The following is an 18383-nucleotide window of genomic DNA, read 5'->3' on the forward strand; positions in this document are numbered from 1 at the left end:
GAGCTTGCTGGTGCGAGTTCGTGCGCCGTTTTCGCATGGCCTGCGGATTGACCGCCCCGCCTTCTGACGCTAGTGGGAGTCGTATTATAGATAGAATCAAAAATTATCTATAATTTGAAAACAACCACGGAGACCCAGATGTCCAATCTCGCTTCCGCCCACGCGCCCCTCTTTGATCCGCTCCGCCTCGATGGCAAAACCTGGCCTGTAAAGGCCCTCTTTGTGCTGCTTGGAACCGGTTTTCTTGCTCTGTCCTCGCAGATCAGCGTGCCGATGGTCCCGGTGCCGGTGACCATGCAGACTTTTGCTGTGACGATGATCGGCGTCGTCTATGGTTGGCGGCTCGGCGTAGCCACGATCCTTGCCTGGCTCGCCGAAGGTGTGATGGGCCTGCCGGTTCTTGCCAACGGCGCTGGCGGTCTTGCGCATTTCGCCGGACCGACGGCCGGCTATCTTGCGGCCTTCCCTCTGGTTGGTGGACTTGCGGGATGGCTGGCACAGCGTGGCTGGACCGGTGATCGTGTCATTCTGAGCTTCTCCGCCCATTTCGCCGCCAACATGCTGTGCCTTGTTCTTGGCGCTGCCTGGCTTGCGACGTTGATCGGTTTCGAGCAGGCAATCGCCCTCGGTGCCGCACCCTTCGTGCTCGGCGCTGCGCTGAAGTCGGCGCTTGCTGCAGCTGTGCTGAAGGCCGTCCAGCGCTATGCGCAGAAGCCGAAGGACCTCATTTGACCGTCCGGCTGCGCGGGCACCATCTGCTGTGTCTGCTGACGTTCGTGGGCGAGGGCTATACGCCCTCGTTCACCCGCAACTATGTCGGTATTGCCAAGCGCCTGTCCGCCGGTGAAAGCATAACCGTCGTCGATGGCCCGGACGATATTTGTGCGCCAATGCTGTGCGAAGCCGGCGCCCATTGCCGGGAAGACAGCATCACGCGACGGGACAGTCTTGCGCTCGCGGCGGTCGCGGACGTCCTCGACAGGTCCATCGGGTCTGGCTCGGTGCTGGTGCTCGATGCCGACAGACTGCGGCGGTTGCGATCGGCCTTCGCCGAGGGGAGAACTGCGGCGGCCTGTGCCGAATGCGAATGGGCCGGCCTCTGCCGTAGCATTGCCGATGGTGGTTTCGGGAATGCCCTCGTGCATGCAGCCGAGGACCCGTCTTTACTGCGGGAAGAGCTCTGAAAAGGCTTTCTCGCCGCTATCGGTGAAGCGGATGGCACGACTGTTGTTTTCGCGCTTTGCCCAGCCCTTGTCGATGAGCAGCGTCAACAGTGCCTCGCCGAGGGAGCCCGCGAGATGCGAGCGCCGCTCGCTCCAGTCGAGGCAGGTCCGGCAGATCGGCCGGCGGGATTTCTTCAACGACGCGTAGTTGATGCCGAGCGCCTCGATGCGGATCTGGCCGGCATCGGTCAAGGCGAGATCGTCGCCTGTAACTTCGATCTGCCTGGCCGTAATCAGGCTGTCGAGCATGCGCACGCCGTAGTCACCGGCGAGGTGATTGTAGCAGACACGGGCCTTGCGCAGAGCCGGGTCCTTGGGCCCGGGGCGATGCCGGTTCATGCCGAGGCTCGCGGCAAATCCCATGAGGTTTTCGAGCATCAGCCCGACCTCGTCTTCAGCCAATTGGTAGTAACGGTGACGGCCCTGCTTGCGCTGGGTCAAAAGCCCGCCGCTCTCGAGCTTGGAAAGATGGGAACTCGCCGTCTGCAGCGTGATGCCCGCATGTCCGGCAAGCTCGGTCGGCGTCAATGCCCGCCCGCCCATCAGGGCGGTCAGCATGTTGGCGCGCGCGGGATCGCCGATCAGCGAACCGATGAGAGCGATGTCTGGACCTTCTTTCATACTTCGATGGTAGTCGAAGCATTGAGGGTCGGCAAGCGGGCATAGTGGCTCATCGAAACGCGTCAACGAGGAGCCCCAAATGATCACCTGTTTCATCCGTTACGAAATCGACCCCTTCAAAAAAGAGGAGTTCGCTGCCTATTCCCGCACTTGGGGCGAGGTCATCCCACGCTGTGGCGCCGATCTCATCGGCTACTTCGGCCCGCACGAAGGATCGGCTACAACGGCCTACGGCGTCTACAATGTCGAAAGCCTTGCGGCCTACGAGGCCTATCGCGCCCGGCTCCTTGCCGACCCCTTGGGCCGCGAAAACTATGCCTTCGCGCACAAGGAACGGTTTATCCTCAATGAGAACCGCATTTTTCTGAAGAACGTTTCGTCGCCCGTTGGAGGGGAATGAGCTTATGATCGCCGTTATTTTCGAAGTGCTGCCGGCCGAAGGCTGTCGCGAGACCTATCTCGGCATCGCCGCCGACCTGCGCCCGCTGCTCGATGGCATCGACGGATTCATCTCGATCGAGCGCTTTCAAAGCCTCGCCAATCCCGACAAGGTGCTGTCGCTGTCGTTTTGGCGCGATGAGGACGCTGTTAAGGAATGGCGCAACGGCGCCGAGCATCGCGCCGCCCAGGAGGCGGGTCGCAATGGCGTCTTTGCCGACTACCGCCTGCGCATCGCATCGGTCGTGCGCGACTACGGCCTAAACGAGCGGCATCAGGCGCCGAGCGACAGTCGCGCCTTCCACGCCGCTTGACGGCCCTCGGCAGGCGAAGCGATTGGCACCGCATCGTTAATTCGGATTTTTTCTGGCGGCCTTCAGGCTTTGGTAACCATCTTCGGTAACCATAAGCTCCATAGTCCGTCCCGAGTAAGCGTATTTGCGAGTTGTCCATGTCATCAGTTGTTTCGCTTGCCGAAGTCTCCCGTGCCGCCCGCCCGCTGGGCTGGCTCGATTCCATCATCAAGGGTGACTGCGTGGCCGCGCTCAATGCGCTTCCCGACAATTCGGTCGATGTCGTTTTCGCCGACCCGCCCTACAACCTCCAGCTCGGCGGCATGCTGACCCGCCCAGACCAGTCGGTCGTCGACGCCGTCGATGACGAATGGGACCAGTTCGCTTCCTTCGAAGCCTACGATGCCTTCACCCGCGCCTGGCTCTTGGCCTGCCGCCGCGTGCTGAAGCCGACCGGAACGCTCTGGGTCATCGGCTCCTACCACAACATCTTCCGCGTTGGCGCCATCCTGCAGGACCTGCATTTCTGGATCCTCAACGATATCATCTGGCGCAAGACCAACCCGATGCCGAACTTCAAGGGCCGCCGGTTCCAGAACGCCCATGAAACGCTGATCTGGGCGACGCCGAACGCCAACGCCAAGGGCTACACCTTCAACTACGATGCCATGAAGGCGGCCAATGACGATGTGCAGATGCGCTCCGACTGGCTGTTCCCGATCTGCTCGGGCCACGAGCGCCTGAAAGGCGACGACGGCAAGAAGGTGCATCCGACCCAGAAGCCGGAAGCGCTGCTTGCCCGCATCATGATGGCGTCCACCAAGCCGGGCGACGTCGTCCTCGATCCCTTCTTCGGCTCCGGCACGACAGGCGCCGTTGCCAAGCGTCTCGGCCGTCACTTCGTCGGTATCGAGCGCGAACAGGATTACATCGACGCGGCATCGGCGCGCATCGACGCCGTCGAGCCGCTCGGCAAGGCCATGCTGTCGGTCCTGACCGGCAAGAAGGCCGAACCGCGTGTGGCCTTCAATACGCTGATCGAAAGCGGATTGATCAAGCCCGGCACCGTGCTCACCGACGCCAAGCGGCGTCACAGCGCCATCGTGCGCGCCGACGGCACGCTCGCTTCCGGCGGCGAGGCCGGCTCCATTCATCGCCTGGGCGCCAAGGTCCAGGGTCTCGATGCCTGCAACGGATGGACATTCTGGCATTTCGAAGAAGGGAACACCCTGAAGCCCATCGACGAACTCAGAACCGTCATTCGAAATGACCTGGCAAAACTGAACTGATCAACCAGTTCCGCCAGGTCCTTCGAAAGCGCTCTGACCGGTTTTTGTACCTTCAGTCCCGGAAGGAACGCTTTAAAACGCCCGGAAGCCGAAAGGTTTCCGGGCGTTTGTATTTTTGGATTTGTCAGTCGTCGTCGAAAACCTCGATCGCGACGATCCGTCCTTCACTGTCGAAATGAAGAAGCTCGACACCTGAACGCTCTACCTTCTCGCCGGTCTTGGCGCTCGTTGCCGTCAGATGCCACTTGGCCCGCGCCGACGAGGGCGAAAGCGTTTCGATCACGCTGTCTTCAGCCACCTGATCCGGATAAACCAGAAAATAGTCGCGAAAGGCGGAGACGATTGCGGCTCGTCCGGAAAGGGCGCCGACGCCGTTTGAGACATAACGCGCATTCGCGGCGAAAGCGTCGCCTATCGACTGAAAGTCGAGCGCGTTGATCGCCGCATGGTAGCGTGCGGTCAACGCGGAGGGATCGAGGGACATTGCGACGACCAGGGATCAGCGCTGAATGCCATAGGCGGCGAGATCGGCTTTCAGCTTTTCCGGGTCGGTGAAATGCACTGCATGCCAGCCGGCCAGACGCGCGCCCTCGACATTGGGCATACTGTCGTCGATGAACAACGTCGCCGGCGGATCGAGATCGAAGGCGCGGGCGTGGGTCTCGTAGATCGCCACATCCGGCTTGATCAGGCCGACGTCGCCCGACACGGTGACGCCGCGCGGCATCGTCAGGAACGGATAGAGCTGCTGCGCCTCGCGGAACGTGTCGGATGCGAAGTTGGTCAGCATCGTCACGTCGCGCCCTTCGGCAATCAGGTTTTCCATCAGGGAAACCGTTTCGACATAGGCGTGCGGCACCATCTCCTGCCAATGCTTGCGGAAGGCGCGGATATGCTCTTCGCGTTCGGGATGGTCCTTGATCAGCAGCGCTTCCGCTTCCTCCCAGGAACGGCCGCGGTCCTGCTCGATGTTCCAGTCGTGGGTGCAGACATTGGCGAAGAACCACTGCCGCTCTGCCTCGTCGGGAATGATGCGGCTGAAGGGCAGGTTCGGGTCGTAGTGGATCAGCACCTTGCCGATGTCGAAGACGATGTGGCGGATTTCGATGCTGCTCATGACCTGTTCCTCTTTAAACGTCTCAGCGCTCGGCTTTGAAGGCATCCGGGATCGCCTGGGCGATCGCTTTTTTCATAACCGTCGGCAATGCCTGGGCTTTCAGCGACGAGACCGGCTCCCACCAGCCGTCGTTTCCGGTTTCGGCGCGCGCGACATTGGCCCGGTAAACCGACAGGCGCAACTCGAAATGCGTGAAGACATGGGTGATCGTGCCGCAGTCTTCCCAGGTAGCCGCAAAGGGCTGCGCTGCGACCGACGTGTCGCCGTCCTGCCGCGCGGTCCAGGCGGTGCCGGGCACTTCGGTCATGCCGCCGAGAAGGCCGGTTTCGCCGCGCTTGCGCAGATAGACCGTGTCGCGGGCATCGATCGCCACGAAGGCGGCGCCGAGCCGGAGCGGCTTGTCCTTCTTCTTCGCCTTGCGTGGAAAGGTCTCGGGATCGGCAACAGAAAGCGCCAGACAGTGTGGCCGGAACGGACAGAGCGAACAGGCCGGGCGCTTCGGCGTGCAGATCGTTGCGCCGAGATCCATCATCGCCTGGGCAAAGTCGCCGGGCCGGTCGGCAGGCGTCAGGGCGGCGACGAGACCGCGCATTTCCGGCTTTGCCGCTGGCAGCGGCGTCTCGATCGCATAGAGCCGCGAGATCACCCGTTCAACATTGCCGTCGAGCACAGCGCTCTGGCGGTTGAAGGCGATGGCGGCAACGGCTGCGGCGGTATAGTCGCCGATGCCGGGCAGGGCCTTCAGCCCTTCCTCCGTTTCGGGGAAGCGACCGCCATGATCGCGCGCCACGGCCTCGGCGCATTTCTTGAGGTTGCGGGCGCGGGCGTAATAGCCGAGCCCCGCCCAGGCCTTCATCACGTCCTCATTGTCGGCGGCGGCGAGATGTTCGACCGTCGGCCACAGGGTGAGGAACTTTTCGAAATAAGCCTTCACCGCCTGCACAGTCGTCTGCTGCAGCATGACCTCCGACATCCAGATATGGTAGGGATTGGCAACCACGCCGTGTCGCGCCATCGACGGCGAAACCCGCCACGGAAGCTCGCGGTGGTGCCGGTCGTACCATTCAAGAATGAGCGGGGCGGCCTTCGCCGCCGTGATCGTATTGTCCATGATTTGCCGGAGGTTCCTTTTCCAGCGTATACTTGGCGAAGGCGAGCCGGCGCATCAAGGCTCAATCGACATTGCATACAGAAAGTCGCGTTCGTGAGTGAACAGAAGTCCCGCCGGGGTGTGATCCAGATCGCAGAGGTGGCAAATGGGCTGATCGATCCGGTGCTCGCCAAGCGCGCCGGCATCAACACCATGTTGCTCGGCTCCTGGGACGAGATCGCCGGCGCTGATTTCGCTGACTGCACCCGGCCGGAAAAGATCGCTTGGCCGCGCCGCGCATCGGAAATTGCCGGCGAGGGCGGGCACCAGCCCGGCGTCCTCACGGTCGCTTGCGAGGGCGCTCGGGCGCTGTTCCTGACCCATGCCCAAGGCGAGCTGATCCAGCGCATCAACGGCTTCTTCGGCTTTTATGCGATTGGCCAGCTGCGGATCGTGCAAAAGCCGGTCTCGCCGCCGCCCAAACGCAATCGCACGCCGCGCCCGCTGACCGGCGAGCCGGCCCGCAAACTCGAAACCATGGTCGAGGGCATCGAAAGCGAGGAACTGAAGGCGGCACTGCGGCGGCTGGGGACTGCGGTGATGTCGCCGCGACGGCGCTGACGTGCGTCGTCATCTCCGGGATTCGTTCCCTGCTCCTTGGGCTCTTGTCATTCAGCATGGCGTCATCGCAACAGCGCCCCATGCCATTGCGCGACATGCTTTGAGCTCGCACCATCAGCCGGTCACAATTCTTTGAATTCTGTTGAGAAGCTGCCCCTTGCCGCCCTGCGCGCGGCAAGATATCGAATCCGCACTGCAATTCCCTCCGAACACGGGTAAAATTCATGTCCGCTTCCGCAATGAACCTCTCCAAGCGCCTGCTCAGCGGCGTTGCCATCGCGACTGTCGCTCTCGTGCTTGCTGCCTGCAGCGACGAGAAGAAGGAGCAGGCTTCGGCGACCCCGACCGAAACCACGGAAACGGCCGCCAAGACCGACGCCAAGCCAGCCGACGCCATGACCACTGCTTCGACGACAGCTGCTGCGACCACGGAAGCCAAGCCGGCCGCAACCGAAGTCGCCCAGTCGACGGCCGCGCCGGCAGCCAAGGTCGAGCTTCCCTCGTCGGAAGGTTCCGTCGACACGGCCAAGCTGATGGAGCCAGGCGCCTTGCCGGAAATGGCGATCGGCGAAGCCAACGCGCCGGTCACGATCGTCGAATACATGTCGATGACCTGCCCGCATTGTGCCGCTTTCCACAACAACACCTTCGAAGCGATCAAGACGAAGTATGTCGACAGCGGCAAGGTTCGCTTCGTTCTGCGCGAATTCCCGTTCGATCCGCGCGCGGCTGCCGCCTTCATGCTGGCGCGTTGCGCGCCCGAGGGCCAGTATTTCCCGATGATCTCGATGCTGTTCAAGCAGCAGCAACAGTGGGCAGCCGCCCAGAACGGCCGCGATGCATTGCTGCAGATGTCCAAGCTTGCCGGTTTTACACAGGAGAGCTTCGAGTCCTGCTTGACGAACCAGAAACTTCTGGATGATGTGAACGCAGTTATGCAGAAGGGCGCAAAGGACTTTGGCGTACAATCGACGCCGACCTTCTTCGTCAATGGAGAGCACTATTCTGGGGATATGTCGGTTGACGTCATGTCGGCCCTCATCGACAGCAAGCTCTGATCCTTCGCTTTTCCTGAAAACGGGCGACGGCAGCAGCCGTGCGCCCGTTTTTTATGCCCGATGGTCGGGTGACGAGGGGCGTTTCGCGCCAGCGTCTACCGCATGAAGTTCAACAAGCTTCGCCTGCTCGGCTTCAAATCCTTCGTCGAACCCAGCGAATTCATCATCGAGCGCGGTCTGACCGGCATCGTCGGCCCGAACGGCTGCGGCAAGTCGAACCTCGTCGAGGCCCTGCGCTGGGTGATGGGGGAAAACTCCTACAAGAACATGCGCGCGTCCGGCATGGACGACGTGATCTTTTCTGGCTCGGGCAATCGCCCGGCGCGCAACACCGCCGAAGTCGGCCTCTATCTCGACAACAGCGATCGCACCGCACCTGCCGCTTTCAACGACAGCGACGAAATCCAGGTGACGCGCCGCATCGAGCGCGAGCAGGGATCGGTCTACAGGATCAACGGCAAGGAAGCGCGCGCCAAGGATGTGCAGCTGCTGTTTGCCGACGCCTCCACCGGCGCCCGTTCGCCGTCGATGGTCGGCCAGGGCCGTATCGGCGAATTGATTTCCGCAAAGCCGCAGGCACGCCGCCAGCTTCTCGAAGAAGCGGCCGGCATTTCCGGTCTGCATTCGCGCCGGCACGAGGCCGAGCTGCGGCTGAAGGCTGCCGAGACCAATCTCGAGCGCCTCGATGATGTCACCTCGCAGCTCGAAAGCCAGATCGAAAGCCTGAAACGCCAGGCCCGCCAGGCCAACCGCTTCAAGATGTTGTCTGCCGACATCCGCAAGCATGAGGCGATCCTGTTCCATATCCGCTGGGTCCAGGCCAAGGAGGCCGAGGCCGAGGCGACCAGCCAGCTCAACCAGGTGACGGCGCTGGTTGCCGAAAAGGCGCAGGCGCAGATGCAGGCGGCCAAGGATCAGGCGATCTCCAGCCTGAAGCTGCCGGAACTGCGCGAGAACGAGGCGAAGCTTGCCGCCGCTTTGCAGCGTCTGCAGATCGCCCGGTCGCAGCTGGAGGAGGATGCCGGCCGCATCCTGCGCCGCCGCGACGAGCTGCAGCGCCGTCTGGCGCAACTGGCCGAAGATATCGCCCGCGAGGAGCGCCTGGTCGCCGACAATGCCGGCATCATCGCCCGCCTCGACGAAGAGGACGAGGAACTGCGCGAACTCTTGGCCGAGGCGGACGACCGGGCAAGCGAAGCCAGGGAGCGGCTGGAAGAGGCGAATGAAAAGCTGTCCGCAAGTGAAGCCGACCTCAGTCGGCTGACGGCGGAGCGTGCAGAGGCGCAGGCCGGCCGCAACCAGCTCGAGCGTGCGCTGCGCGATCTCTCGGAGCGGCAGGCGCGGCTGGCGCGCCAGCTTTCCGACCAGGCCCGCGATCTCGACGAACTCGACCGGCAGATGTCGACGCTGCCCGACCCGCACGAAAAGCAGGGTCAGGTGGAAGTGGCCGAGGCTGCGCTTGAAGAGGCCGAGGCGAATGTCGCCGATATCGAAGAGGCGCTTGCCGAAACCCGTCGCGCCGAGGCGGAAGCCCGCCCGCCGGTCGATCGGGCAAGGGCCGTTCTCAACGGTATCGAGACCGAGGCGCGCACCATCCGCCGCATGCTCGAAGCGGCCGGCGGTGGCGACTACCCTGGTGTCGTCGAGGAGATGAAGGTCGATCGCGGTTTCGAGACGGCGCTGGGAGCAGCCCTTGGCGACGATCTCGATTCGCCGCTCGATAGCGCCGCTCCCGCCCATTGGCGCACCCCGGGCGACCAATCCGATGACGCCGCATTGCCGCCGGGCGTACGCTTGCTGATCGAGCACGTTCGCGCGCCGCAGGCACTGACACGCGCCCTGAGCCAGATCGGCCTCGTCGACAGCGAGGCCGAGGCCGAGCGGCTGATGCCGCTGTTGAAGCCCGGCCAGAGCCTGGTGACGAAGCAAGGTTCGGTCTGGCGGTGGGACGGCCATGTGACCGGATCCGAGGCGCCGAGCGCTGCGGCGCTCAGACTCGCCCAGAAGAACCGCCTCGCCGAACTTGATGCCGAAGCGGACGACGCCGGCGAGGCGCTGCGCCGTGCCGAGGCTGATCTTGCCGCAGCCGGCTCGCGCATCCGCGCCGAGGACGAACGGTTGCGGCTTGCCCGCGACGCCCAGCGCATGATCACCCGCCAGCTGGGCGAAGCCCGCGATGCGCTGGCCGCCGCCGAGCGCGCATCCGGCGATCTCTCGCGCCGCCGCGCCGTTGTTGCTGAAACTAAGAGCCAGCTCGAAAACCAGCTCGAAGAAGTTGCCGAACAGATTGAGACGGCCAACGACGCGCTTGCCGATGCGCCCGATCTCTCCGAACTCGAACTGAAACTGCGCACGCAGACGGCAGATGTCGCAACCGACCGCGCAGCGGTTGCCGAAAGGCGCGCCGCTCACGATGGTCTTGCGCGCGAGAATGAGGCGCGCCAGCGCCGGATCGCGGCGATTGCAGGTGAGCGCCAGACCTGGAAGGCGAGAGCCGCCAGCGCCGACGAACATATCGCCACACTCAGGGACCGTGAGGCCGAAGCCCGCGAAGAGGTCGAAGACCTGATGGACGCGCCCGACGAGTTCGAGGACAAGCGGCGCGCGCTGATGAGCGAACTGCAGAAGGCCGAGGCTTCACGCCGCGAGGCGGCCGACATCCTGGCCGAGGCAGAGGGCCGCCAGCGCGAGGCCGACCGCATGGCCGCAACCGCACTTTCGGAGCTGGCGGAATCGCGCGAAAAGCGCGGCCGCGCCGAGGAGCGACTGGTGTCGGCTCGCGAGCGTCGCGTCGAGATCGAGGCCCGCATCCAGGAGGCGCTGTCCTGCGCCCCGCACGAGGTGATGCGCCTGACCGGACTTGCCGTCGACGAGGCGTTGCCGGACATGCGCAATGTCGAGCGTGAACTGGAACGGCTGAAGATCGAACGCGAGCGCCTCGGCGCCGTCAACCTGCGCGCGGAGGAGGAGCAGAAGGAGCTTTCCGAGCGGCTGGCCCTGCTCCTGAAGGAGCGCGACGACGTCATCGAGGCGATCCGCAAGCTGCGCAGCGCCATCCAGAACCTCAACCGCGAGGGGCGCGAGCGGCTGATCGTTGCCTTCGACGTGGTCAACGCCCAGTTCCAGAGGCTTTTCACCCATCTCTTCGGCGGCGGCACGGCCGAACTGCAATTGATCGAGAGCGACGACCCGCTCGAAGCGGGTCTCGAAATCCTCGCTCGCCCGCCGGGCAAGAAGCCGCAGACGATGACGCTGCTGTCGGGTGGCGAGCAGGCGCTGACGGCGATGGCGCTGATCTTCGCCGTCTTCCTCACCAATCCGGCGCCAATCTGCGTGCTCGACGAAGTCGATGCGCCGCTCGACGACCACAATGTCGAGCGCTATTGCAACCTGATGGACGAGATGGCGGCTTCGACCGAAACCCGCTTCGTCATCATCACCCACAACCCGATCACCATGGCCCGCATGAACCGCCTGTTCGGCGTCACCATGGCGGAGCAGGGCGTATCCCAACTCGTGTCCGTCGACCTGCAGACGGCAGAGCGGCTGAGGGAAGTGGTTTAGGCGGTCGCTCGAATTCGAGAATGAGGCCGCCCGTTCCGTCGGTTGCCCCCGTGTCATTCCAAGTGTCGACGTAAACGGACTTGGTGTCGACTTTCCCTCGGCGATGCGCGATGGGCTCAGCTTTCAACGCAAGCATACATTCCACTTCATGCCGCTTTTCTAAGCTCGATGCCGCGGTGTTCTTCGCGCCAGGAGGAGGGGCTCTTGCCGGTGACGCGCAGGAACTCGCGGTTGAAGTTGGATTTCGTCAGGAAGCCCGCCTCGAAGGCGATCTGCGTGATCGCCTCATTTGTCTTCTGAAGCAGCCGGCAGGCTTCCTCGACCCGATAGTTGTTGACGTATTGCGAGACGCTGATGCCGTGGATGCGGTTGATGGCGTTGGAAATACGCCGCGCCGGTACGCCGAGCTTGCGCGCGATCCGCGAGAGGTTGAGTTCGAGATCCTTGTAGAGCGCCTTCTTGTGCATCAACGCGTCGATGCTCTGCACGATTTGTGCGTCCTCTTCGCTTGCACCGCGCTCTTCGGGCAACGGCTCTTCATCCTGCCGTTCGCTGTCTGTGGATGTGTCGAAGCTGGCGATCGAGGCGGCGGATCCAAGAATGAGCAGGGCGAGCACGTTGCCGGCCGCAACGATCGCGCCGGAATAGGCGCCGCCGTTGCGTGTCTGGTCAAAACCGATAGCGACGTCGCTGAGGGCAGACGCGACGAGCGCCCATCCGGTGATCTGCAGCGAGCGGTATGATCGAAGCACACCGTCGAGGCGGGACGTGACCAATGCGTTCGGCCCAAGCCGCGCAAGCCACAGCAAAGCAGTGCCGTAACCGAGAAAGAACAGGATAATCGCGGTGCCGACTGCATCTCGCCAGGCAAACATCATCACCCCGACGATGAACGCCGGCAGGAGATGCCAGCCGATGTGCCTCAGGCGTGGCTGGCTGTCGCTTGCAAGGCTGCTGAAACAGACCCAGGCGAGCGCCGCGTTGAACGTCGCAAGCATCGCCTGAGCCGGCAGGATGGCGCGGATGTCGTAGCCCCACCGGATGCCGATCAGCACGGATTGCAGCGCATAGGCGCAGACGAGCAGGAGGAACAGGCGTTGCTCGAACGTCATGGTCTCGTCCCGTTGCGACAGCATGCGGACGATCACGATCGTCAACAGGAGGGAGACGACGAAGGGTAGCGGTACAAACAGCATGGGCGGATGAATTCTTCGGAGGAGGTGTTGACGCTGCGATGATGCCCTCGATTGCGTTCGTGGTCGACCCGAAACGCGATCAAGGTCGCGGCTGGGGTCGATTTCAGGCGAGCTGTTCCCGTCCGGCGATGGTGCCGGATCCAACGAACGGAGCGTCACATGTCGATCGCACTGCCTGCAATGGTCCTTGCCCCCATCTTTCTCGTCGCCATGGCGAGCACCGCCGAGACGTCGGCGACCGACATCGATATCACCGGTGTCACGGCAATTGTTGCGAGCGGCGAGGCAAGCGCAATCGAACTCACCAGCGACGAGAGCTTGCCCTACAGTGCGTCGGTCGAGAGCCGTCGTTCCGGCTGGTTTGCGCCCTTCTATTCCAGCTGGTTTTACAGCGACTGCGTATCGCAAACACGGATGCGTGTCGAAGGCACCACCCTCTACGTCGACGTGGCGGCCCCGTCCTGGCCGGAACTGGAGGAGTGCAAGACCCAGTTTCGGGCTAACCTCAAACAGGGAGCATCGGTCTCTATCGAGCAACCGGCGTTTCAAGCCAAGCTCAAGGGGGAGTTTTCGCGTGTCGCGCTCAAGGGCAAGGCGGCGGATGTTTCGATCGACGGGCACGTCGGACAGGTCAGGCTCGACGTAGAGGCCCTGCGGGCGCGGCTCATCTACGGGAAGACCCTGAAATCAGAGACAGTCGAGATCTCCGGAAAGGCGCTCGATATTCATCTTGGCTTCGATGCGGCAAGTTTGATCGATTATCAGGTGACGGCGACGGCGTCCTGGGTCGACAGTTCGCGAACGGCCATCCCCGGCGCCAAGCCACAGGTTCGCATCAAGGGGGAGATGGTACGAGCGACGATCCGCTGAGCCGCGGCTCGCGACGCCTTGCACTCGATTGTCGCAAAAATGATGCGCTGCAGCATAAATCTTCGGCGGGTGCATTTCCAGGCCGAAGCATATACTGTAAATCGTCACAAAAGACTGTTTCTGGGTGGAGAGCAGGCATGACGAAATGGGTTTACACCTTCGGTGGAGGCAAGGCCGAAGGGCGGGCGGGCGATCGTGATCGGCTGGGTGGCAAGGGTGCGAACCTTGCCGAGATGTGCAGCCTCGGCCTGCCGGTGCCGCCGGGGCTGACCATTATCACCGATGCCTGCAACAGCTATTTCGACAATGGCCGCGAAATACCCGCGGGCTTGCACGATCAGGTCCGCGAAGGCATTCGCCGGATGGAGGAAGTGACCGGGCGGATCTTCGGCGATACCAACCGTCCGCTGCTGCTTTCGGTGCGTTCCGGCGCTCGCGCCTCGATGCCGGGCATGATGGATACTGTTCTCAATCTTGGCCTCAACGACCAGTCCGTGCACGCGCTCGGTCACGACGCCGGCGACGCGCGTTTTGCCTGGGACAGCTACCGTCGCTTCATCCAGATGTATGGCGACGTCGTCATGGGCGTCGACCACGATGTTTTCGAAGAGATCCTCGAAGACGAGAAGGCGCGCCTCGGCCACGAGCAGGATACCGAGCTATCGGCGGTCGAATGGCAGCATGTCATTGCCCGCTACAAGGAAGCGATCGAGGAAGCCCTCGGTGAGCCGTTTCCGCAGGACCCGGAAATTCAGCTCTGGGGCGCCATCGGTGCCGTCTTCTCCAGCTGGATGAACCCGCGCGCCATCACCTACCGCCACCTGCACTCGATCCCGGCGGCTTGGGGAACAGCGGTCAACGTTCAGGCGATGGTTTTCGGCAATCTCGGCAATTCGTCGGCAACCGGTGTCGCCTTTACCCGCAACCCGTCGACCGGCGAGAACGAGCTCTACGGCGAGTTCCTCGTCAATGCCCAGGGCGAGGATGTCGTTGCCGGTATCCGCACGCCGCAAAACATCACCGAGGCTGCCCGCATTGCCTCCGGCTCCGACAAACCGTCGCTGGAAAAACTGATGCCGGAGGCCTTCGTCGAGTTCCGGGCCATCTGCGACAAGCTCGAGCGCCACTATCGCGACATGCAGGACCTCGAATTCACCATCGAGCGCGGTACGCTCTGGATGCTGCAGACGCGCTCCGGCAAGCGCACGGCCAAGGCTGCGCTGAAGATTGCCGTCGATATGGCCGAGGAGGGGATGATCTCGAAGAACGAAGCGGTTGCGCGCATCGATCCCGCCTCGCTCGACCAGTTGCTGCACCCGACGATCGACCCGCACGCGCGCCGCGATATCATCGGCTCCGGCCTGCCGGCGTCGCCGGGCGCTGCGACAGGCGAGATGGTCTTCACCTCGGAGGAGGCCGTTCAGGCCGACAAGGAAGGCCGCAAGGTCATCCTCGTGCGCATCGAGACCAGCCCGGAAGACATTCACGGCATGCACGCCGCCGAAGGCATCTTGACCACCCGTGGCGGCATGACCAGCCATGCCGCGGTCGTGGCACGCGGCATGGGCACGCCTTGCGTTTCCGGTGCCGGCGGCATCCGCGTCGATCTGCGCAACGAATTGCTGATCACGCCGAGCGTGACCCTGAAGAAGGGCGACATCATCACCATCGACGGCTCTTCCGGCCAGGTGCTCAAAGGCGCGATCGCCATGCTCCAGCCGGAGCTTTCGGGTGACTTTGGAAAGATCATGGCCTGGGCCGATGCCAGCCGCCGCATGACGGTGCGCACCAATGCCGAAACGCCGGCCGATGCGCGCGCTGCCCGCTCCTTCGGCGCCGAGGGCATCGGCCTTTGCCGCACCGAGCACATGTTCTTCGAGGACGGCCGCATCAATGTCATGCGTGAGATGATCCTGGCGGAAGACGAGGCCGGCCGACGCCTCGCGCTTGCCAAGCTCTTACCGATGCAGCGATCGGACTTCGTCGAGCTGTTTTCCATCATGCACGGCCTGCCGGTGACGATCCGCCTGCTCGACCCGCCGCTGCACGAATTCCTGCCGAAGACGGATGAAGAGATCGCCGACGTCGCCGGCGTCCTGTCGCTCGATCCGTCAGCCCTGCGCGAGCGTGTCGACCAGCTGCATGAGTTCAATCCGATGCTCGGCCATCGTGGCTGCCGGCTTGCCATCTCCTATCCGGAGATCGCCGAGATGCAGGCCCGCGCCATCTTCGAGGCGGCGGTCGAAGCCGCACGCGAAACCGGTGCTCCGGTCGTGCCTGAAATCATGGTGCCGCTCGTCGGCCTGCGTGCCGAGCTCGACTACGTCAAGGCGCGCATCGATGCGGTGGCAAAGGCGGTGATCGGCGAAGCCGGCATCGAGATCGACTATCTCGTCGGCACGATGATCGAGCTGCCGCGCGCGGCCCTTCGCGCCCATGTGATTGCGGAAGCGGCAGACTTCTTCTCGTTCGGCACCAACGACCTGACCCAGACGACGTTCGGCATTTCGCGCGACGACGCCTCGCAGTTCCTGGCGACCTATCAGCAGAAAGGCATCATCGAGCAGGACCCCTTCGTCTCGCTCGATTTCGATGGTGTCGGTGAACTGATCCAGATCGCGGCCGAGCGTGGACGCCGGACCAAGAATGGCCTGAAACTCGGGATCTGCGGCGAGCACGGCGGCGACCCGGCCTCGATCCGCTTCTGCGAGGATGCCGGCCTCGATTACGTTTCCTGTTCGCCCTTCCGCGTGCCGATCGCCCGGCTGGCGGCGGCGCAGGCAGCGATCAACGGCAAGGCGTGAGGCGCGGCAACGGCTCACGCTGTTGCCGTCGTGCAACGGAAGGGCGTCTTCAGTATCGCCTTGACATTTCCTGGTTGCAAAGTGCGGGCCAACGGTTCATGACGCACACCGTTCGCACGGCATATTGTCGGGCGGGCAGGTGTCGGCCATGCATGACATGGCCATTTGTTCAGAACGGGAGCGGAAAATGACGCAGAGCATTTCCTTACGCCCCTTGGGGCTTCGTGGCTGATCAGCGTTGATGCGCTGGTGAGACCCGTCCTGCCGGCCATCGCGCCGGTTGCTTGACCCTGTTCTGGAATTATTTTCATGGGCACTCATCTTGGGGACTCCGTCCCCGAAGGCGGCGCGCGCAATGCGACCGTCACACACTATTTCACCGCCGGCTGCTGGATAGAAGGCGCGGCAATTCATCAACTGCGAGAAGTCTCGGCGCTCGCCGGTATGATTTCCGTCGCCGGCTTTCCGGATCTTCATCCTGGAAAATACGGGCCGGTCGGCATGGTCGCTCTTTGTGAGCGGCTTTACCCGCAATTGATCGGCAACGATATCGGTTGCGGCATGTCGTTCTTTGAGCTTTCCCTGCCGCTGCGCAAGTTCAAGGTCGAGAGGGCGGCCGAAGAGTTGCGCGGAATGGAGCAGATCGATCCGGGCGACCTGGCCGGACGGCTCGCGGAACATGATCTCTCGTCAGATATGTGCCCGCATTCACTCGGCACGATCGGCGGAGGCAACCATTTCTGCGAGATACAGGCCGTCGACGAAATGCTGAATGACGATACCGGAGGCCTCATCGATCGCCAGAAGCTCTATCTCCTGGTTCATTCCGGCTCGCGTTCGGCGGGAGCGGATCTCTTCGGCCAAACGCTTGATGCAGCCACAACGCTGCGCGACGGCATGGCTGCAGATTCGCTTGCTGCCAGGCAGTGGCTGGCACGAAGCGCCGACTGCGTGCGATGGGCGTCGCTCAACAGGCAGATGGTCGCCGAGCGTGCGGCCCAGGCGTTGCGTGCCGACGTGACGCTTGTTGCCGACGTGCCGCACAATCTGGTGCGAAGCACATCGGCCGGCTTTCTGCACTACAAGGGTGCGGCGGCCATCGGCGAAGGCACCGTTGCTCCGATCGCCGGCTCGCGCGCCACGAGAAGTTATCTCGTGCGGGCGCTGGCCGGCGCAGTGGCCTCCCATTGGGGAATTTCGCACGGCGCCGGGCGCAAGTATGACCGGAAGGCCATGCATGGCCGCGCCGGCGCGAACCGATCCGAGCGTGATGCCCTTCGTCTCAACGGCTGGGGCGGCGTTGCCATCTGTGACGATCGCGACCTGCTGATCGAGGAAGCCGCGAGTGCCTACAAGGATGCGGCGAAAGTCGTCGGCGATCTCCAGGCATTCGGGCTCGTAGAACCGCTCGCCGCCATGAAGCCGCTGGTGACCTACAAGAACGTCCAGCGGCAGGCGGTCGACTGGGACAAGGCAAAACGGGAGCGGATGACGATGAGGAGGATGCGCCGTGGGTGAGGTGATGCTCTTTCTGACTGCGGGCAACGGTCCAGTCGAGTGCCGCATCGCCCTTGCCGCGCTCATCGATATCCTTTCCAGGGAAGCAAAGACGAGCGGCTGCAGCTTCGAGGAGACCCGTGGCGGTCAACCCGATGCGTTCGGTCCGAAGTCGGCCGTGGTGACGGTGTCCGGCAAGATGGCGGAGCAAATGGCCGAGACCTATTGCGGTACGGTCCGGTTTGTCTTCAAGAGCCCGGTGCGCAAGGGCCACCAACGTCAGAACTGGTTTGTCGGCGTTCGGCGCCTCGATCCTTGCGTCGATGCGGCCGTGGTGCCGACGATCGAGCACAAGGACTTGCGCTTCGAGACATTGCGGGCCGGTGGACCTGGTGGCCAGCATCAAAACACCACCGACAGCGCGGTGCGGGCGACGCATGTGCCAAGCGGTATCACCGTTGTCTGCCGGGAGGAGCGATCGCAGCATCGCAACAAGGCAACCGCAATCCGCAGGCTTCAGAGCATTCTGGAGCTCATAGCGGCCGATCATGAAGAGCAGGAAAAAGCAGCCTTGTTCGTAGCCAGCAAGCAGTTGGAGCGTGGCAATGCGGTGAAGACGTTCCGGCTCTAGCTATGCGACTGTGCAGCCCGGGCGCCGAGCGTCCGGGTCGCGCGTCTGCAGCTATCGAGATGCGGCCGCCG

17 protein-coding genes are annotated in these 18383 nt (G+C 63.2%); 12 read left to right on the top strand and 5 right to left on the bottom strand.

The window, feature by feature from the left end; genetic code table 11:
- Nucleotides 1–138 precede the first annotated feature (138 nt).
- Together LPJGGPFB_RS06480 and LPJGGPFB_RS06485 are read left to right on the top strand one after the other, a co-directional pair.
- Entirely contained in the window at nt 139–732 is a 594-nt protein-coding gene (locus LPJGGPFB_RS06480) for a biotin transporter BioY (RefSeq protein WP_173419240.1), read from the top strand.
- A complete protein-coding gene (locus tag LPJGGPFB_RS06485; RefSeq protein WP_173419241.1) occupies nt 729–1184 on the top strand; it encodes a DUF1284 domain-containing protein in 456 nt (151 codons plus the stop codon). The genes LPJGGPFB_RS06480 and LPJGGPFB_RS06485 overlap by 4 nt, the downstream gene beginning before the upstream one ends.
- On the opposite strand, the gene LPJGGPFB_RS06490 is transcribed toward LPJGGPFB_RS06485, so the two are convergent.
- Nucleotides 1164–1844, bottom strand: coding sequence for an ArsR/SmtB family transcription factor (locus tag LPJGGPFB_RS06490; protein ID WP_173419242.1), 681 nt, complete (start codon nt 1842–1844; stop codon nt 1164–1166). The genes LPJGGPFB_RS06485 and LPJGGPFB_RS06490 overlap by 21 nt on opposite strands.
- Before the next feature lie 79 nt (nt 1845–1923).
- Here LPJGGPFB_RS06490 and LPJGGPFB_RS06495 point away from each other — a divergent pair, with 79 nt between their 5' ends.
- From LPJGGPFB_RS06495 to LPJGGPFB_RS06505, 3 genes are all read left to right on the top strand, one after another.
- Nucleotides 1924–2244, top strand: coding sequence for an NIPSNAP family protein (locus LPJGGPFB_RS06495; RefSeq protein ID WP_173419243.1), 321 nt, complete (start codon nt 1924–1926; stop codon nt 2242–2244).
- Nucleotides 2245–2248: 4 nt separating this feature from the next.
- A complete protein-coding gene (locus tag LPJGGPFB_RS06500; RefSeq protein ID WP_173419244.1) occupies nt 2249–2596 on the top strand; it encodes an antibiotic biosynthesis monooxygenase family protein in 348 nt (115 codons plus the stop codon).
- Nucleotides 2597–2733: 137 nt separating this feature from the next.
- Nucleotides 2734–3864 carry a site-specific DNA-methyltransferase gene (locus LPJGGPFB_RS06505; protein WP_173419245.1) on the top strand — a complete coding sequence of 377 codons (1131 nt, stop codon included), beginning with the start codon at nt 2734–2736 and terminating at the stop codon, nt 3862–3864.
- Between the two features lie 124 nt (nt 3865–3988).
- Here LPJGGPFB_RS06505 and LPJGGPFB_RS06510 read toward each other — a convergent pair whose 3' ends face one another.
- The 3 genes from LPJGGPFB_RS06510 to mutY are packed head-to-tail and all read right to left on the bottom strand — an operon-like array spanning nt 3989 to nt 6092.
- Nucleotides 3989–4348 carry a nuclear transport factor 2 family protein gene (locus LPJGGPFB_RS06510; protein ID WP_173419246.1) on the bottom strand — a complete coding sequence of 120 codons (360 nt, stop codon included), beginning with the start codon at nt 4346–4348 and terminating at the stop codon, nt 3989–3991.
- Nucleotides 4349–4363: 15 nt separating this feature from the next.
- Nucleotides 4364–4981 (bottom strand): HAD family hydrolase, encoded by a 618-nt coding sequence (locus LPJGGPFB_RS06515; protein ID WP_173419247.1) that lies wholly within the window; start codon nt 4979–4981, stop codon nt 4364–4366.
- A 22-nt stretch (nt 4982–5003) separates the two neighbouring features.
- Nucleotides 5004–6092 (bottom strand): A/G-specific adenine glycosylase, encoded by a 1089-nt coding sequence (gene mutY / locus LPJGGPFB_RS06520; RefSeq protein WP_173419248.1) that lies wholly within the window; start codon nt 6090–6092, stop codon nt 5004–5006.
- Between the two features lie 93 nt (nt 6093–6185).
- Between mutY and LPJGGPFB_RS06525 the strand changes: the two genes are divergently transcribed.
- The 3 genes from LPJGGPFB_RS06525 (at nt 6186) to smc (ending at nt 11314) form a co-directional block, all read left to right on the top strand.
- On the top strand, nt 6186–6692 hold the full coding sequence (locus LPJGGPFB_RS06525) for a DUF721 domain-containing protein (protein ID WP_112808504.1): 507 nt from the start codon (nt 6186–6188) through the stop codon (nt 6690–6692).
- Between the two features lie 224 nt (nt 6693–6916).
- Nucleotides 6917–7750 carry a DsbA family protein gene (locus LPJGGPFB_RS06530; RefSeq protein ID WP_173419249.1) on the top strand — a complete coding sequence of 278 codons (834 nt, stop codon included), beginning with the start codon at nt 6917–6919 and terminating at the stop codon, nt 7748–7750.
- 102 nt (nt 7751–7852) lie between these two features.
- A complete protein-coding gene (smc, locus tag LPJGGPFB_RS06535; protein ID WP_173419250.1) occupies nt 7853–11314 on the top strand; it encodes a chromosome segregation protein SMC in 3462 nt (1153 codons plus the stop codon).
- 146 nt (nt 11315–11460) lie between these two features.
- On the opposite strand, the gene LPJGGPFB_RS06540 is transcribed toward smc, so the two are convergent.
- Nucleotides 11461–12510 carry a helix-turn-helix domain-containing protein gene (locus LPJGGPFB_RS06540; RefSeq protein WP_173419251.1) on the bottom strand — a complete coding sequence of 350 codons (1050 nt, stop codon included), beginning with the start codon at nt 12508–12510 and terminating at the stop codon, nt 11461–11463.
- 159 nt (nt 12511–12669) lie between these two features.
- Here LPJGGPFB_RS06540 and LPJGGPFB_RS06545 point away from each other — a divergent pair, with 159 nt between their 5' ends.
- The 4 genes from LPJGGPFB_RS06545 (at nt 12670) to prfH (ending at nt 18312) form a co-directional block, all read left to right on the top strand.
- On the top strand, nt 12670–13380 hold the full coding sequence (locus tag LPJGGPFB_RS06545) for a hypothetical protein (protein WP_173419252.1): 711 nt from the start codon (nt 12670–12672) through the stop codon (nt 13378–13380).
- A 137-nt stretch (nt 13381–13517) separates the two neighbouring features.
- Entirely contained in the window at nt 13518–16184 is a 2667-nt protein-coding gene (ppdK, locus tag LPJGGPFB_RS06550; RefSeq protein WP_173419253.1) for a pyruvate, phosphate dikinase, read from the top strand.
- Between the two features lie 309 nt (nt 16185–16493).
- Nucleotides 16494–17702, top strand: coding sequence for an RNA ligase RtcB family protein (locus LPJGGPFB_RS06555; RefSeq protein ID WP_173419254.1), 1209 nt, complete (start codon nt 16494–16496; stop codon nt 17700–17702).
- A complete protein-coding gene (gene prfH / locus LPJGGPFB_RS06560; RefSeq protein ID WP_173419255.1) occupies nt 17695–18312 on the top strand; it encodes a peptide chain release factor H in 618 nt (205 codons plus the stop codon). The genes LPJGGPFB_RS06555 and prfH overlap by 8 nt, the downstream gene beginning before the upstream one ends.
- Nucleotides 18313–18383: the final 71 nt, after the last annotated feature.

Source organism: Ensifer adhaerens, from assembly GCF_013283195.1.
Taxonomy (GTDB): domain Bacteria; phylum Pseudomonadota; class Alphaproteobacteria; order Rhizobiales; family Rhizobiaceae; genus Ensifer; species Ensifer adhaerens_G.

Bases quoted from the DNA above. Each gene is read 5' to 3' on its own strand.
- mutY (WP_173419248.1), bottom strand. From the start codon at position 6,092: ATGGACAATACGATCACGGCGGCGAAGGCCGCCCCGCTCATTCTTGAA.
- LPJGGPFB_RS06490 (WP_173419242.1), bottom strand. From the start codon at position 1,844: ATGAAAGAAGGTCCAGACATCGCTCTCATCGGTTCGCTGATCGGCGAT.
- ppdK (WP_173419253.1), top strand. From the start codon at position 13,518: ATGACGAAATGGGTTTACACCTTCGGTGGAGGCAAGGCCGAAGGGCGG.
- LPJGGPFB_RS06545 (WP_173419252.1), top strand. From the start codon at position 12,670: ATGTCGATCGCACTGCCTGCAATGGTCCTTGCCCCCATCTTTCTCGTC.
- LPJGGPFB_RS06495 (WP_173419243.1), top strand. From the start codon at position 1,924: ATGATCACCTGTTTCATCCGTTACGAAATCGACCCCTTCAAAAAAGAG.
- LPJGGPFB_RS06540 (WP_173419251.1), bottom strand. From the start codon at position 12,510: ATGCTGTTTGTACCGCTACCCTTCGTCGTCTCCCTCCTGTTGACGATC.
- LPJGGPFB_RS06505 (WP_173419245.1), top strand. From the start codon at position 2,734: ATGTCATCAGTTGTTTCGCTTGCCGAAGTCTCCCGTGCCGCCCGCCCG.
- smc (WP_173419250.1), top strand. From the start codon at position 7,853: ATGAAGTTCAACAAGCTTCGCCTGCTCGGCTTCAAATCCTTCGTCGAA.
- LPJGGPFB_RS06480 (WP_173419240.1), top strand. From the start codon at position 139: ATGTCCAATCTCGCTTCCGCCCACGCGCCCCTCTTTGATCCGCTCCGC.
- LPJGGPFB_RS06555 (WP_173419254.1), top strand. From the start codon at position 16,494: ATGGGCACTCATCTTGGGGACTCCGTCCCCGAAGGCGGCGCGCGCAAT.
- LPJGGPFB_RS06515 (WP_173419247.1), bottom strand. From the start codon at position 4,981: ATGAGCAGCATCGAAATCCGCCACATCGTCTTCGACATCGGCAAGGTG.
- LPJGGPFB_RS06500 (WP_173419244.1), top strand. From the start codon at position 2,249: ATGATCGCCGTTATTTTCGAAGTGCTGCCGGCCGAAGGCTGTCGCGAG.
- LPJGGPFB_RS06530 (WP_173419249.1), top strand. From the start codon at position 6,917: ATGTCCGCTTCCGCAATGAACCTCTCCAAGCGCCTGCTCAGCGGCGTT.
- LPJGGPFB_RS06510 (WP_173419246.1), bottom strand. From the start codon at position 4,348: ATGTCCCTCGATCCCTCCGCGTTGACCGCACGCTACCATGCGGCGATC.